Origin of the sequence: Geobacillus sp. TFV-3 (genome assembly GCF_009901865.1) — a bacterium.
In the GTDB taxonomy this organism is placed as follows: Bacteria; Bacillota; Bacilli; order Bacillales; family Anoxybacillaceae; genus Geobacillus; species Geobacillus thermoleovorans_A.
In genome coordinates this window covers 1,079,706-1,094,637 of record NZ_MPSP01000001.1, presented here as the reverse complement: position 1 = coordinate 1,094,637, position 14,932 = coordinate 1,079,706, and the positions used below count along the sequence as shown (strand labels likewise).

17 protein-coding genes are annotated in these 14,932 nt (G+C 51.8%); 6 read left to right on the top strand and 11 right to left on the bottom strand.

Annotated features, from left to right (window positions below):
* Window positions 1–50: 50 nt before the first annotated feature.
* The gene (locus BJQ97_RS05530) at window positions 51–1,343 is read right to left on the bottom strand and encodes an MFS transporter (protein WP_160155819.1); all 1,293 of its coding nucleotides are present in this window, start codon (window positions 1,341–1,343) and stop codon (window positions 51–53) included.
* Window positions 1,344–1,484: 141 nt separating this feature from the next.
* Window positions 1,485–2,099, bottom strand: coding sequence for a superoxide dismutase SodA (gene sodA, locus BJQ97_RS05525; protein WP_044730821.1), 615 nt, complete (start codon window positions 2,097–2,099; stop codon window positions 1,485–1,487).
* A 202-nt stretch (window positions 2,100–2,301) separates the two neighbouring features.
* Here sodA and BJQ97_RS05520 point away from each other — a divergent pair, with 202 nt between their 5' ends.
* Window positions 2,302–3,981: a methyl-accepting chemotaxis protein gene (locus tag BJQ97_RS05520; protein WP_160155818.1), complete on the top strand. Its 1,680-nt coding sequence runs from the start codon at window positions 2,302–2,304 to the stop codon at window positions 3,979–3,981.
* 95 nt (window positions 3,982–4,076) lie between these two features.
* On the top strand, window positions 4,077–4,850 hold the full coding sequence (locus BJQ97_RS05515) for a DUF1189 domain-containing protein (protein ID WP_160155817.1): 774 nt from the start codon (window positions 4,077–4,079) through the stop codon (window positions 4,848–4,850).
* A 38-nt stretch (window positions 4,851–4,888) separates the two neighbouring features.
* On the opposite strand, the gene pstA is transcribed toward BJQ97_RS05515, so the two are convergent.
* From pstA to BJQ97_RS05500, 3 genes are all read right to left on the bottom strand, one after another.
* Window positions 4,889–5,812, bottom strand: coding sequence for a phosphate ABC transporter permease PstA (pstA, locus tag BJQ97_RS05510; RefSeq protein WP_074043514.1), 924 nt, complete (start codon window positions 5,810–5,812; stop codon window positions 4,889–4,891).
* Window position 5,813: 1 nt separating this feature from the next.
* Window positions 5,814–6,701, bottom strand: a complete 888-nt coding sequence (gene pstC / locus BJQ97_RS05505) for a phosphate ABC transporter permease subunit PstC (RefSeq protein ID WP_160157543.1) — start codon at window positions 6,699–6,701, stop codon at window positions 5,814–5,816.
* 65 nt (window positions 6,702–6,766) lie between these two features.
* Window positions 6,767–7,657 (bottom strand): phosphate ABC transporter substrate-binding protein PstS family protein, encoded by an 891-nt coding sequence (locus BJQ97_RS05500; protein WP_160155816.1) that lies wholly within the window; start codon window positions 7,655–7,657, stop codon window positions 6,767–6,769.
* A gap of 286 nt (window positions 7,658–7,943) precedes the next feature.
* On the opposite strand from BJQ97_RS05500, the gene BJQ97_RS05495 reads away from it, so the two are divergent.
* Both BJQ97_RS05495 and ispG read left to right on the top strand, forming a co-directional pair.
* Entirely contained in the window at window positions 7,944–8,258 is a 315-nt protein-coding gene (locus BJQ97_RS05495; RefSeq protein ID WP_160155815.1) for a hypothetical protein, read from the top strand.
* Window positions 8,259–8,340: 82 nt separating this feature from the next.
* Window positions 8,341–9,465, top strand: coding sequence for a flavodoxin-dependent (E)-4-hydroxy-3-methylbut-2-enyl-diphosphate synthase (gene ispG, locus BJQ97_RS05490; RefSeq protein ID WP_160155814.1), 1,125 nt, complete (start codon window positions 8,341–8,343; stop codon window positions 9,463–9,465).
* A 153-nt stretch (window positions 9,466–9,618) separates the two neighbouring features.
* Here ispG and BJQ97_RS05485 read toward each other — a convergent pair whose 3' ends face one another.
* The gene (locus tag BJQ97_RS05485) at window positions 9,619–9,963 is read right to left on the bottom strand and encodes a DUF4190 domain-containing protein (protein ID WP_160155813.1); all 345 of its coding nucleotides are present in this window, start codon (window positions 9,961–9,963) and stop codon (window positions 9,619–9,621) included.
* Between the two features lie 97 nt (window positions 9,964–10,060).
* On the opposite strand from BJQ97_RS05485, the gene BJQ97_RS05480 reads away from it, so the two are divergent.
* Complete coding sequence (locus BJQ97_RS05480) at window positions 10,061–10,627, top strand: hypothetical protein (protein WP_160155812.1); 567 nt, start codon at window positions 10,061–10,063, stop codon at window positions 10,625–10,627.
* 16 nt (window positions 10,628–10,643) lie between these two features.
* Here BJQ97_RS05480 and BJQ97_RS05475 read toward each other — a convergent pair whose 3' ends face one another.
* The 4 genes from BJQ97_RS05475 to BJQ97_RS05460 form a co-directional block, all read right to left on the bottom strand.
* Complete coding sequence (locus BJQ97_RS05475) at window positions 10,644–11,069, bottom strand: Fur family transcriptional regulator (protein WP_160155811.1); 426 nt, start codon at window positions 11,067–11,069, stop codon at window positions 10,644–10,646.
* On the bottom strand, window positions 11,066–11,899 hold the full coding sequence (locus BJQ97_RS05470; RefSeq protein ID WP_160155810.1) for a metal ABC transporter permease: 834 nt from the start codon (window positions 11,897–11,899) through the stop codon (window positions 11,066–11,068). The genes BJQ97_RS05475 and BJQ97_RS05470 overlap by 4 nt, the downstream gene beginning before the upstream one ends.
* Window positions 11,900–11,924: 25 nt before the next feature.
* Window positions 11,925–12,692 (bottom strand): metal ABC transporter ATP-binding protein, encoded by a 768-nt coding sequence (locus BJQ97_RS05465; RefSeq protein ID WP_160155809.1) that lies wholly within the window; start codon window positions 12,690–12,692, stop codon window positions 11,925–11,927.
* A gap of 82 nt (window positions 12,693–12,774) precedes the next feature.
* The gene (locus BJQ97_RS05460) at window positions 12,775–13,656 is read right to left on the bottom strand and encodes a YitT family protein (protein WP_160155808.1); all 882 of its coding nucleotides are present in this window, start codon (window positions 13,654–13,656) and stop codon (window positions 12,775–12,777) included.
* 95 nt (window positions 13,657–13,751) lie between these two features.
* On the opposite strand from BJQ97_RS05460, the gene BJQ97_RS05455 reads away from it, so the two are divergent.
* The gene (locus tag BJQ97_RS05455; protein WP_011231953.1) at window positions 13,752–14,012 is read left to right on the top strand and encodes a DUF2624 domain-containing protein; all 261 of its coding nucleotides are present in this window, start codon (window positions 13,752–13,754) and stop codon (window positions 14,010–14,012) included.
* A 20-nt stretch (window positions 14,013–14,032) separates the two neighbouring features.
* Here BJQ97_RS05455 and BJQ97_RS05450 read toward each other — a convergent pair whose 3' ends face one another.
* The gene (locus tag BJQ97_RS05450) at window positions 14,033–14,932 is read right to left on the bottom strand and encodes a deoxyribonuclease IV (RefSeq protein ID WP_160155807.1); all 900 of its coding nucleotides are present in this window, start codon (window positions 14,930–14,932) and stop codon (window positions 14,033–14,035) included.

Sequence of the window (14,932 nt, the reverse complement as noted above, 5' to 3'; positions counted from 1 at the left end):
CCCTATTGTAAAAGAAAAAGGCGGGCATGGCTAGGGAAAAACTTGGCCCCTCACACCGGCGAACGGCCTCGTTCGTCGGCCAGCTCCGGCCGAAGCAAAATCCGCTCTCGCTGACCGCGCTCTGGACGATCATCGGTGAAGCGGATGCGACGAACAAACCAGTAAATTGCCAAATGCCCAGCTCCGCACACAAACATAAGCGCGCGGATGCCAGCCTCTTCTCCAAAGAGCGCCACAGCCGTCAAAAAAGCGAAAATCGATGTCACCCGTCCGGCGTTTAAAAACAATTCGCGGACAACGATGTATTCGACGCGCGCCTCGGCCGATTTCCAGCTCTTCCCGATGACGTCAAACGTCAAGGAGGAATACGGAACAAGCAGCAATGGATACGCAATGGCGATCGTGATGGCATAAAGAATGAGGCGCGGATAGGTCGGATGGAAAACGATCAAGAAAATGGCCCCGTATAGCAGCGCTCCTCCTAGCAAAATCGCTTTCATCCGATATTCACGCTTGATCAGCCGAGAGACGGCATAATAGGCGACAAAAGACGTGAACGAGTTGACAAGCCCGAATTTGCCGAGCGCCCATTCACTTCCAGAAGTGATATACACCAGCACGGAAATGATAAACACAAACGTGCCTTCGCGCAATCCTTGAAAAAAGTGGGCATTCGTAATGAGCCGCCAGTTCCGGTTTTCGTTCCTCTCCTTTAAAATGCGGATGAACAAATATTTCCCCGCAGCCGCGCGGCGCTTCAAGAAAAAGCTGAGCAGCACGGCGACAAGAAACAAGCAGAGCGACAGTGAAAAAATAAACCTATACCCTTTCGCTCCAGTGAACGACGAGATGATGTAGCCGGCGGCAATCGGCCCGATCATGCCGGCGGATGAGGTCAACACCCCGAAAAAACCGTTAAAAAAGTCGCGCGTCTCCGGTTCGGTAATTTCAAACGTCAACACGTTAAACGCCAGCCAATAAAAACCATAGCCGACGCCAAGCAGCGCGCCGAGAAAAAGCAAATATTGATGGGCGCGAGAGCCGACCAATAAAACGGTGACAAAAAAAACGGCTAAACACGACACACCAAGCCGCAAAACAAGAATGCGGTCGATTTGTTTTGCCAGCCGGCCGGCGAAAATAAACGTCAGCGGCTGCATCGTGACAATCGCCAAATTGTATAGCGCCAAATCGCGGAAATCGCCGGTCTGTTTCCATACATAAATGTTGACAAACGTGTTCGACAGGGAAACACCGAGCGCGTAAAACCCACCGATGCAAAGCAAAAGAAGCAGGTCGCGGTTCACTTGTTCTTGGCCGGTCAGTTTTTGGAAAAATGCCATTGCGAACTCCCCTTTTCATCTATCCGGTAGTGTGGCCATTTCCGCTATGGCTATGCACCCGGCGCAAAGAAAACCGCTTCCTTTGCCTCCGGCCCCCGTCGCTAAAAAAGCGGGGCGTTTCGTTTCGCCCCGCTTCGTTCATTACTTCGCTTTCGCTTCGCTGTAGCGTTTCGCTACTTCGTCCCAGTTGACAATGTTCCAGAATGCGGCAATGTACTCCGGACGACGGTTTTGGTATTTCAAGTAGTACGCATGCTCCCAAACGTCCAAGCCGAGAATCGGCGTTTTGCCTTCCATGATCGGCGAGTCTTGATTCGGCGTGCTCGTAATTTCCAGCTCTCCGTTGTTCACGACAAGCCATGCCCAGCCAGAACCGAAACGGCCGGCCGCTGCTTTCGAAAACTCGTCTTTAAACGCCGCGAAGCTGCCGAATTTTTTGTTGATCGCCTCAGCCAGCTCACCCGTCGGCTCACCGCCGCCGTTTGGCGACAAAATCGTCCAGAAAAGCGAGTGGTTCGCATGACCGCCGCCGTTGTTGCGCACCGCCGTACGAATGCTTTCCGGAAGGGCTTCCAAATTGCTGAGCAATTCTTCGAGCGATTTGTTTTGCAAATCTGGATGCCCTTCAAGCGCCGCATTCAAATTCGTGACGTATGTGTTATGGTGCTTCGTGTGATGAATGTTCATCGTTTCTTTGTCAATGTGCGGCTCAAGCGCATCGTACGGATACGGCAATGCTGGCAATTCAAATGGCATACCGATCTCCTCCTTTTTCGTTTATGTACACGAACGCTAAAGCGTTCGCTTGAGATTAGCTTACCAAAGTTGGCACAATGTTTCAATCGATTTGCTTGTCCTCCCTTTTTGTTTACATATTTTCAACATGCCGTTGACCGTTTCTTCATAATGGCAAGCTATAGTATAAAGTAGCTTCCGGTTAAGGGGGAACTCAGCGAAAATGGAAACGAAACGAACAGGTTCGTTATGGAGCGCCTTCCGGCTTGAGACAATTGTCATGACGGCAATGGTACTCACAACGACGTTGGCGGCCCTTGCCATCACTTCAATCGGCTATATTCAAGGACGCCATTCAGCTATTCAGTCGATCCAGCAACAATTGCAATTATCAAGCGAAACTATGATTGAAAAAATTTCTATTTTAAAGACTACAACGACCAATGAAGCATTTTCTCAAAAACTGAACTATTCATTGGCCTTAAATGAACGGAAATTCCACGCCTTACACCTTCATCCAATGCAATTGATTGTAACGAAAACGGGAAAGACGGTGGCGAAACGGCCATCCTCGTCCAACCAAACGCTGCCCGATCAGGTCGTGCGCGATATATTGAAAAAGAAGCAAGGGGTTTTGCATACAGACCAATGGCTGGCTGTATTTTCCAGTTCAAGCGATTTGCAAGGAGCGGTCTATATTATCGCCATTCCGAAAAAGGATTATTTGTGGCCGCTTTTGAAACAGCAAGCAGCAAACTTGGCGGGGTCTGTTGCCGCCATCTTGACCGTATGCCTCGCAGGATGGGGAATCATCCGCCGCGCCACCCGCCCCATTGCTTGTCTTCAGCAAGCGATGGAACGGCTTGGATCTGGCGATTGGCGGCCGCGCATCGAATTGCGTGCAGCAACAAAAGATACTCTGGCACTCGCCGATGGGTTCCATCAGATGTCCAGCAATTTGGCCGTTCTGATCGAACATATGCGCTTCAGCTCTGAACAAATCGCAGCGGCTGCCAAGATTTTAAACCAAACATCCTCTGATACAAAAGCAGCTTCTGAACAAATCGCAGCGGCGGTGGCAGACACGGCATACGGGGCAGAGCAACAAGCGCGCAAATCGGCTGACATCGCCTCTTTCTTTCAACAACTGGCGGATGAAATGGAACAAATGTCCTTTCGAATGGAGGAAGCCCGTCGTTCCACAGAACAAGCCCATTCCCAAGCGGAAAGCGGCAACCGGCTTGTTCACCGGGCAAGCAGCGACATGGCATACCTGCAACAATCCATTGCAAAAACGATGCACACGATCAATGCATTGAAAGACCATTCTCGCCATATTGCCAGCATTCTGTCACTAATCGGAAACATTGCTGAACAAACGAACTTACTCGCCCTAAACGCTGCCATTGAAGCTGCCAAAGCAGGGGAACATGGCCGGGGATTCTCAGTTGTTGCGAAAGAAATCCGGTCGCTGTCGACGCAAACAGGACAAGCGTTGGCACAAATTCAATCCATTGTTCAAGATGTGCAAAACCAAATCGAGGCCGCGGTTCAATCAATGAAAGAAAGTGCAAAGCAACTCGATGAAACGAAAAAAACGTTCACGGAAAGCCAACAAGCCTTTGAAGAAATCACCACAATGGTGTCGCATTCATCCGCACATACGATGCAAATTTCAGAACAATTCGCCGCCATCGAGGGACAAATCAGCGAAATGCGTGAACATATCGCAGAGATTGCCACCGTCGCCCAACAGATCGCTTCGTCGATGGAGCAAATTTCGCATTTTACGGACGGCCAGCACAATGCCATGGCTGCCATTCGTTCCGAAGCCGATGCACTAAATGAACGGGTGTTGCAATGGCGCGCCTTGCTTGGCACCTTTCATTTGCCTTCTGACTAAAGCGGGAAGATGCCCGCTTTTTTCTTCGTCCCAAGTTGAATTCTTCCTCTTTCCCGGCTACAATGGAAAAGGATACAAAGAAAGGTGTGTCTGTGATGAACGTATTCGTCCAACTCTGGAAAAGCTTATATTCCCCAAAAGACATCGCCCGCTTTCGATTCCAAGGAATCGGAAAAACGATTGGCTATTTGTTTTTGCTTACGTTCTTATCCATTCTTCCGACCTTTTACTACGCTTCGGCGTCTCTCGCCGAAGGCGTCCGCACAACGAGCGCCTTATTGCATAACGACTTGCCGCCGTTTGCGATTGAAAACGGTGAACTTCGCTCAGCGGCAACCAAGCCGATTCATATTGACCAAGGCGGATTTACGATCATTTTTGACAGCACCGGCAAAGTGACGAGTAAGAACGTCGAGCAGTTTCCGAACGCCATCGCGCTCTTGAAGCATGAAGCCGTGCTCGTCGCCAGCCATCAAGCGCAGCATTACAGCTATGCCACGTTTCCGGACGTGACCATTACCGACGAAGACGTTCGCGCGTTCATCGCCGGTCTTCAGTCGCTTCTCCCTGTCCTCATCCCGCTTTTTGGGCTCGTTTTATACGTGCTCGCCTGCGCCGGGAAATTTATCAGCGTGTGCATCTTTGCCTTTTTCGGCCTGATTTTTGCCAGCGTACTCGACAAAACGCTGCGCTACCGCCATACATGGGTGATGTCGGCTTACGCCATTACGCTGTCGACCGTCTTTTTCACCGTGATGGAAACGGTGCAAGCGGTCGTGCCCTACGGCGCGTTGATCCATTGGTTCGTTTCGCTTGTCGTCCTCTTTTTGGCCGTCAAGGAAGTGCCATCAGCCAAACGGGAAATATAAAAAAGCTGCCTGTCGATGCAGGACAGCTTTTTTTGTACTTACGCTGCTTTGCTTCTTTCTCCACGTCCTCGACGCGCGCGCCGCCCCCCGGAGAAATACCGCGCAAGCAAGGAAGAAGCAAGCCGTGCAGCCAAATTGAATAAAAGAACGGCCACCATCAACACAGCCGCCGATTTGGCCGCGATCAGCTTCGCGTCTGGGACAATGCCTTCCGAATTCAATTTCCAAATATGCACCGTCAGCGTTTCGGCCGGACGGAACACGTTGAGCGGGTTGGCCTGGCTGCCCCAATCCGCATCCCAACGAAGCATCGGAGTCGTCAATCCAGCGGTATAGATGAACACTGCCGCTTCACCGAAAATGCGCCCGGCCGATAAAATGACACCGGTGACAATTTGCGGGATGGCGGCCGGAAGCACCGCTTTGACCAACGTCTGCCAGCGCGTCGCTCCAAGGGCAAGACTCCCCTCTTTAATATTGGACGGTACATCCAAAATCGCCGTTTCGCAAATGCGCGTCAATCCAGGCAAATTGATGATCGTGACGGCCAACGCTCCGCCAAGCAGCGTATAGCCCCAACCCGTCAAGGTGACAAACGCCAACAATCCAAACAACCCGACGACAATCGACGGCAATGATGCCATCGTTTCCAAGCAAAGGCGAATGAACCCGACGATCCGCCCCTGTTTGGCGTATTCGGCCAAATAAATTCCAGCTCCCAACGAAAGCGGAACCGACAAAAGCAATGTCACAACCAACATATAAAATGAATTGATTAGCTGCGGACCAATGCCGCCGCCCGCTTGCGTATTGCTTGGCCGTCCGAACAGAAACTCAGGTTGCCAAAATCCCGCGCCTTTCGACAACACAACGGCAAAAAAGAAAATAAGCAACCCGATGACTGCAGCAGCCACCGCATAGAAAATGCCTGTCCATACTTTATCGATCATCCGCGCTGTCATCTTATCCCTCCTTTCTCGGGCCGACCAAACGGATCACGGCAATGAAGAAAAACGAGATCAAGAGCAAAATGAGCGCCAATGTCCATAACGCGTTGTTCCATGGTGTTCCGTTGATCGTATTCGCCATATCCATCGTCAATACACTTGTTAACGTCGCCGTCGGGCTGTCAAGGCCTGAAGGCAGCTTAATCGTATTGCCGATCACCATCTGCACGGCAAGCGCCTCACCAAACGCCCGCGCCAAACCGAGAACGACGCCGGTGGCAATCCCGGCTTTCGCCGCCGGAACGATGACGCGGGAAATCGCCTGCCAACGCGTAGAGCCAAGCCCGTATGATGCTTCCATATACGCCATCGGGACATTGGCTAAGGCATCGGCCGCAATGCTGGTGATGGTCGGCAAAATCATCATACTAAGGACGATGATCCCCGCAAGCAGACTAAAACCCGAGCCTCCGAACGATTCGCGCATGAGCGGAACGAGAATCGTCACCCCAAGCCAGCCATACACCACCGATGGAATGCCGACAAGCAGCTCCAGCACCGGCTTGAGCAACGAAACGAACCATTTGGGAGCGATAAAGTTCATGAAAATCGCCAACGCCAACGCAATCGGCGCACTGATCAACAAAGCGCCAAGCGAGACGAGCATCGAGCCAACAATAAAAATGAGCGCCCCATACTTCGGCGGCGTGCCGTTTGGATCCCATTGCGCCGAAAGCAACATGTCGGAAAGCGAAAGACCGCTGTCCGTAAAGGACTGAATTCCCTTTACCACTAAGAAGATGATCATCGTCACCGTAATCAGAACAATCAGCCAGCCGCAGATGACCGCAAACGTGCGGCCGATGTATTCTTCAAGCCAGCGATTCCGCCGTTTCGCATGCATTTGTTGCATGGCTTCATCCCTCCATTGTCAAAGGCCGGCCTAACGAGCCGGCCTTCCGCCCTTCTCTACTCCAATTCCGTCATCGGGATATACCCCATCTTTTTAACGGTCGGCGCAAATTCTTCACTCTTGACAAAATCGATAAATGCGCGCACTTCTTCCTTCGCTTCCCCTTTGGTAATCATGTATTCATATGACCAAAACGGATACTTTTCCGTGCGGATGTTCTCTACCGTCGGTTCCGCACCGTCAATTTTGACCGTTTTCAAGTTTTTCTTTTCCCCGATTAAATACGACATCGCTACATAGCTAACAGCTCCCGGCGTGGAACTGATCGCTTGCTCGACCGCCCCGTTTGAATCTTGGACCGTGCCGATCGAATCGTTGATTTTCACGTCTTTCATGATCGTTTTCTCAAATGTCGCCCTTGTTCCCGATGACGCCGGACGGTTGATCACGTGAATGGCTTCATCCGGTCCGCCGACTTCTTTCCAGTTTTTGATCTTTCCACTGAAAATATCTTGAATTTGCTTTGTCGTTAAGTTATCGACCTTCACATCGTCGTTGACCACAATCGCAAAGGCGATGCCGGCCACTTTATGGTCAACGAGCTCTGACGCTTTCGATTTGTCGTCCAGTTTCTCCGCCGCCGGCACATCAGAGTTGCCGATTTGCACGGCGCCAGCTGCCACTTGGTTGACGCCCGTGCCGCTGCCGCCACCTTGAACGGTGATTGACACATCCGGATATTTTTCCATAAACGCGTTTGCCGCTTCCTCTGCCAGCGGCTGAAGCGCTGTAGATCCCGCTAGGGCGATGGTGCCGGAGTAGGTTTCTTCTTTCTTTGTCGTTCCTTCATTGCCGCCCGCGTTGTTATTTTCAGTCTGCCCGCAGCCGGCCAAAACGCCGGTCATCAACAAGGCGGCCAATCCCAATTTGACTCGTTTGCTCCACATTAAGAAATCCCTCCGTTTTGTTTTCGTACTTTCAACGTACAAGACCATTGTAGCGAGACATTGTTAGGCCCTTATAAAGCAGTTGTTAAGTTTCTGTAAAGACAAAAAACAGGAATATCTTCAAAGCTGTCAAGCCTTGAATGCAAAGAAGAACTGTGATGCCGTTTTTCAAATTTGCTGAAGTGTTTTCCCCATGACATCAACGACCTTACCAAGGAAGGCATATTTTCGCTGGACAAGCATACATATGAATAGACGACAGATGTGCGCAAACGGAGGAAACCCCATGAAAAAATTCATTTTTCTCCTGCTTCTCTTTCTTTCCAGTTATGTCGTTTACCGCGACCTTGCCATCGGAACGCTTCCCCCTTCATCTGAAACAACGGCAGCCGTTGCCCATCCGAAAGGGGAAGCCATCCCGTACCGGAAGGTGACCATTCGCCCCGGCGATACGTTGTTGTCCATCATCGAGAAAGAACTCAACGGTCCATTGCCCGTTCCGCTGGAACAGCTGATCCATGATTTTGAACGGTTAAATCCAGGCGAACATGCGCAAACATTAAAAATCGGGAAAACTTATAAAGTGCCGATCTATCGCTAACCGGCGAATCGCTTGTCAAACGGCGAATGGCACTGTTACAATAATGCAGAAAGCGACTTGAATGTTAAAGGAGCGAATTCCCGTGGGTGAAATCATCCATCGTTCAAAAACACGGCCGGTCCGCGTCGGTCCGCTGACGATCGGCGGCAGCAACGAAGTCATCATTCAAAGCATGACGACGACAAAAACGCACGATGTCGAAGCGACGGTGGCGCAAATCCACCGCCTCGAGGAAGCGGGCTGCCAAATCGTCCGCGTCGCCTGCCCGGACGATCGGGCGGCTGAGGCCATACCGGAAATTAAAAAGCGAATCAACATCCCGCTTGTCGCCGACATCCACTTTGACTATAAATTGGCGCTGAAAGCGATCGAAGGCGGCGTCGATAAAATCCGCATCAATCCAGGCAACATCGGTCGCCGCGAAAAAGTCGAAGCGGTCGTGAAAGCAGCGAAAGAACGGGGCGTGCCGATTCGCATCGGCGTCAACGCCGGATCGCTTGAAAAACGCATTTTGGAAAAATACGGATACCCGACAGCCGACGGCATGGTGGAGAGCGCCTTATATCATATCCGCATTTTGGAAGAGCTTGATTTTCACGATATTATTGTCTCGTTAAAGGCGTCCGACGTGCGCCTCGCCATTGAAGCGTATGAAAAAGCGGCGCGCACGTTCGACTATCCGCTCCATGTCGGCATCACCGAAGCGGGGACTCTGTTTTCCGGCACGATCAAAAGCGCGGTGGGGCTCGGCGCCATTTTAAGCAAAGGCATCGGCAATACGATCCGCGTTTCGTTAAGCGCCGACCCGGTTGAAGAGGTAAAAGTGGCGCGTGAAATTTTGAAAACGTTCGGACTTGCCTCCAATGCGGCGACGCTTATTTCCTGCCCGACGTGCGGGCGGATTGAGATCGATTTGATCCGCATCGCCAACGAAATCGAAGACTATATCGCCAAAATTCGAGCGCCGATCAAAGTCGCCGTGCTCGGATGCGCCGTCAATGGACCAGGGGAGGCGCGGGAAGCCGACATCGGCATCGCCGGCGCGCGCGGCGAAGGCTTGTTGTTCCGCCATGGCAAAATCGTCCGAAAAGTACCGGAAGAGCAAATGGTGGAAGAGCTGAAAAAAGAAATCGACAAGCTGGCGGAAGAATATTTTGCGAAGCAAAAGGAAAACAAAGCCGCTCTGAAAGGCAACGCCGCCCAATGAGCGGAATTTTCCTGCACAACTAGAAAGGGGGTGTCCCAAAAGGATCGGGACACCCTTGCTTATCACCATATATAGACAATAGACAACGAATCATGCGCGATATGTTGTATTTCGTTTGAGGAAAATGACGCTTTTGGGTCAGCCCCTCGCTTTTTACGTATAAAACGGCATAATAAACAGACGGACGAGAATCGCGATGACGCCGATGCCGATGGCCCATGCCCCGAGCGTTTCTGCGCCGCGCCGGCGCGCAATAAACCCGACAATAATGCCGGCCGCCCCTAACAAAATCGGCCAAATAAACAAGGCGATGATGGACAGGGCCAAAGCGAGCCAGCCGAGCCCGGCGCCGTCCGCGCGTTCTTCGTCCCGTTCATCGCCGCGGCGAATCGGTTCAGCGACTTCCGCCGCTGTTTCTTCCATAACATTGCGTTCTGGTTCCTCTTTTCCGATCGATTGCACGTAGCCTCCATACGTGCGCTCGCGGTCGTCTGCCATATGCTTCCCTCGCTTTCGTAAAGTAAGGAGCATTATTAGTATGAGAAACCGGCGTTATTTTATCAGTGTGAATATTTTCTAACGGGAGGATGAAACGGTGAAAAAACGGCTTGGCATCGACATTGACGGCACGGTAACATGTCCGAGCACGTTCATTCCGTATTTAAACGAAGCGTTCAGCAAAGAGCTCACATTAAACGATATTACCCAATACAATTTGGCGCCGTTATACGGCGTGGCGGAGGAAGAAATGGACCGCTGGCTTGAGGAAAACGAAGCGGATATTTATGAACGCGCTCCGCTTGCCCGCTATGCGCTTGAGGTGATCGACAGCTGGAAAGACAAATACGAACTGTATTACATCAGCGCCCGCGGCCGCCATTTGTACGATCTCACCGAGCGCTGGTTCCGGCGGCACGGCGTCCATTACCACCATATTGATCTGATTGGGTCGCACGACAAAATCGCCGCCGTCCGCCAATATAAGCTGTCGGCCTTCTTTGAAGACAAGTACGATAATGCCTGCGAAATCGCCGAAACATGCGGCATTCTGGTCATTTTGTTTGACACTCCGTACAACCAAGGCCCGCTCCCTGAAAACGTCATCCGCGTCAACAACTGGATTGAAGCAAAACGAGAAATCGAACAGCGCCTCCGGCCATAAAACAACATCTCCCTGCTTATACAGGGAGATGTTGTTGGCATTGTGGACATGTGCCGTAAATTTCAAACTTATGGTCAGCGATCTCATACCCATCGAGCTGCGCCGCCAGCCCATCCATCGGACAAGCGTCAATCTTCTTCGTTTTTCCGCACTGGATGCAAATGAAATGATGGTGGTGGCGGCGGACGCCGCAGGCAAAACGGAAATGTTTCTCCCCGGAAAGCTCGGTCATTTCCAAAATGCCAAGCAGCGTAAAGAGCGACAAATTGCGGTACACGGTATCAACGCTCAAGCCCGGATAGACGGGACGGAGCGCTTCAAGCACGTCTTTGGCCGTCAAGTATTTGTCGCTTTCGGCAAACAACTCCAACATTTGCCTCCGTTTTTCCGTATATTTAAACCCTTTCTCTTTCATCAACTGCAACGCTTCATCGATATTCATCGCTGCCGCCCCCTTTTCCATCCGAGTACGAAAAGCAAAATGGCAACTGCTGCGATGACGATCGTTCCACCCGGCGCCCAGTCCAGCTCATACGCCGCCCAGAGCCCGGCGATGACGGCCAGCTCCCCGAACAAAATCGAAAGCCCGATCACCTGTTTAAAACTTTTGGCGATGCGGATGCTCGCCGCCACCGGCAGCGTCATGAGCGACGAGATGAGAAGCACGCCGACGATGCGCATCGATGCAGCGATGACGAGCGCAACAAGCACAATAAACAAAAAATGGATCAATGTGGTGCGAATGCCGGAGACACGGGCGTATTCCTCGTCAAAGGAAAGAAGAAACAACTCTTTGTAAAACGTCAAAATCACCATCGCGGCAGCTGCAGCGACAGCAAACGCTGTCCAAACGTCAGCACGGCTGACGGCGCTGACGCTGCCGAATAAATACGAAAACAAATCGGTCGTAAACCCGTTGGCCATCGAAATGAAAATGACGCTCAAACCGATGCCGGCCGACAAAACGATCGGAATGGCGAGCTCCTCATAATGCCGGTAAACGGCGCGCAGCTTCTCGACGAAAAGCGACGCGATGACGGAAAAACTCATGCCGATGTAAAGCGGACTCCAGCTGGCGGCCGCCGGCGCCGCTGAACCGAGCAAGAGCCCGGCGGCAATGCCGGCGAGCGTCACATGACTCAACGCATCAGCGATGAGTGATAGCCGCCGAACGACAATAAAAACGCCGAGCAATGGCGCCGTGAAACCGGTCAAAACGCCGGCAACAAACGCATTGCGCAAAAATTCGTATTGCCAAATGGCTTCCCACACGTGTCATTCCCCCACCGTCACCGTTTCATTCCGTCCGTTCATGCTCGTGAGAGAGAACGTGGAGCGGATGGCCATAAAACTGCGAAATCGCCTCGTTGCCAAGATGTTCGAACTCTTCCGCTTTTCCATGGAAATAGAGACGCTTGTTCAAGCAGGCGATATCGGTCACCCGGTCCGTGATCGTCCCGATGTCATGCGTCACTAAGATAAGCGTTAAGCCGCGGCGGTTCAAGTCGCCGAGCAGTTCGTAAAATTCGTGCATATGGCGTGCATCCACGCCGACCGTCGGCTCGTCTAAAATGAGCAAATCCGGCTTGCTCGCCAGTGCGCGGGCGATAAATACCCGTTGTTGCTGGCCACCGGACAGCTCCGCGATATTGCGCTTTGCCAGGCCGCTCAACCCAACGGCCGCGAGCGCCGCTTCGACCGCACGGCGGTCTTCATTTGTCAGCGGCCGAAATAAGCCGCGTTTGGCCGCCAATCCACTCGCCGCCACTTCCTCAACCGTCGCCGGAAAGCTGCGGTTGAAGCTGTTCGCTTTTTGCGACACGAAACCGATCCGATGCCATTCGCGAAACGATTCAATCGGCTCGCCGAACAAAAAAATGCGGCCGCTGTTCGGTTTTAACAAGCCGAGCACACATTTGAGCAGCGTCGATTTTCCCGAGCCGTTCGGGCCGACCAATCCTAAAAATGCCCCTTTCGGCACCGTTAAACTAACATGCTCAAGCACGTTCTCTTTTTCATAGCGGAACGACACATCCTCCATTTGCACAACAAGCCCATTTTCCATGGCCGTTCTCCTCTACTAATTCAGAATCATTCCGATTTGCTTCACTATGCAAGTATACCCCACCATCCGCGTTTTGTAAACCTCAATGAATCGCTGATTTAAAGCGGGCTCCGCGCACTTCATGCGTCGGCATAATGGTGATGAACGCATCCGGGTCGATTTCATTGACGATCGATTTTAGTTTTGTCACTTCCAAGCGCGTGACGACTGCATAAATGATTTCCTTTTGCTCGTCCGTATATCCGCCTTTGCCGAGCAATTTCGTTGTCCCGCGTCCGAGCCGGTGCAAAATGGCGTCGGAAATTTCCTCATAATGATCGGTCACAATAAAGGCCGCCCGCGTCTCGTCAAGCCCTTCAATGACCGCATCGATCGTTTTTGAGGCGATGTAGTACATCATCACCGAATACATGGCCGGCTCGAGGCCAAACACAAACGCCGCCCATCCAAAAATAAAAACGTTGACAAACATGACAAACTCGCCGACCGAGAACGGGATTCTTTTCGTCATCAAAATCCCTAAAATTTCTGTCCCATCGAGCGATCCGCCATGACGGATGACCAATCCGACGCCAAGACCGAGCGACAACCCGCCAAAAACGGTGGCTAAAATCGGCTCGGTTGTCAGCGGGGAAAGATGGTGAAATGCTCGTTCGGCGACGCCGAGGATCACGACGCCTAAAATCGTTGACAGCATGAACGTTTTCCCGATCTGCTTGTAGCCGAAATACATGAACGGGGCGTTTAAGAGGATGACGAGCGTGGCGAAATTGAGCAGCCGCCATTCGTCCGGAGTCAAGTAGTCCAGAATCAGCGATATGCCAATGATGCCGCCGTCGATCATTTTGTTCGGAACGAGCAGCCGCTCGATGGCAAACGCCGCCAAAGAGGCGCCGATGGCGATCATCGACACCCGATACAACACATGGCCTAACGGTTCTTTTTTATGCTGTTTTGGCGCCAAACTACCACCCTTTCCCTTTTTGTTTTTTCTATTGTACCATACACGCCTTTTCCATTCACGTCATATGATGGAACAGAAGCAAGGAGGCGGCTGCGATGAACATTTACCAACAGCTTGTCAAGCAAAAATTAAAAACGATCACCCCGGAAGAACTCGTTGCGTACAGCCGAGAGTACGGCTTGCCCATCACGACGAGCCAAGCGAAACAAATTCTTCATCTCGCCCGGACGAACGACATTAACGTCTTTGACCCCGAGGAGCGGAAAAAATGGGTGCGAGAGTTAGCGAAAATCACTTCGCCAGACATCGCTCGAAAAGCGAACGAGCTATTTTTGAAATTCGTGCAAAAAAAATAAAAGGGCGCATAGCCCTTTTTTCATTGCGCCCCAGCGGTGATTTTTTCAAGCAACTGGTCATCGAACGACTGCGCCCGCAGCATGGCGATTTCGTGCTTGTACGGCGGTTTTTTGTTGTTTTTGTCTTCGCCCACGTATGGGGTTTCTAAAATTTTCGGAATATCCTCAAGCTGCGGATGATGGACGATATAGTTGAGCGCAGCAAACCCGATATGGCCGAAACCGATGTTTTCATGGCGGTCTTTCCGGCTGCCGCGCGGGTTTTTGCTGTCGTTGATGTGCAGTACTTTCAGCCGCCCGAGGCCGATGATCCGGTCAAACTCCTCAAGAACGCCGTCAAAATCGTTGACGATGTCATAGCCTGCGTCATGCGTATGGCACGTATCAAAGCAAACGGACAGCTTATCATTATAGGCGACGCCGTCGATAATGTACGCTAGCTCCTCAAACGTCCGCCCGCATTCCGACCCTTTGCCGGCCATCGTTTCCAGGGCAATTTCAACCGTCTGCTCGCGCGTCAACACTTCATTCAGTCCGCGAATAATTTGCCGAAGTCCGGCTTCCACCCCTGCGCCGACATGAGCGCCTGGGTGCAGCACGAGCTGCTTTGCTCCAATGGCTTCCGTCCGCTCGATTTCGGTGCGCAAAAAGTCGACGCCTAGCGAAAACGTATCGAGATTGGTCGTATTGCCGATATTGATGATATACGGGGCGTGGACGACAATCTCTTCGATGCCGTGCGCTTGCATATGCTTGCGTCCGGCTTCGGTGTTGAGCTCTTCAATCGACTTGCGCTTTGTGTTTTGCGGCGCCCCAGTGTAAATCATAAACGTGTTCGCTCCGTAGGATACCGCTTCTTCGCTGGCGGCCAGCAGCATTTTCTTTCCGCTCATGGAAACATGTGAACCGATTTTTAACAT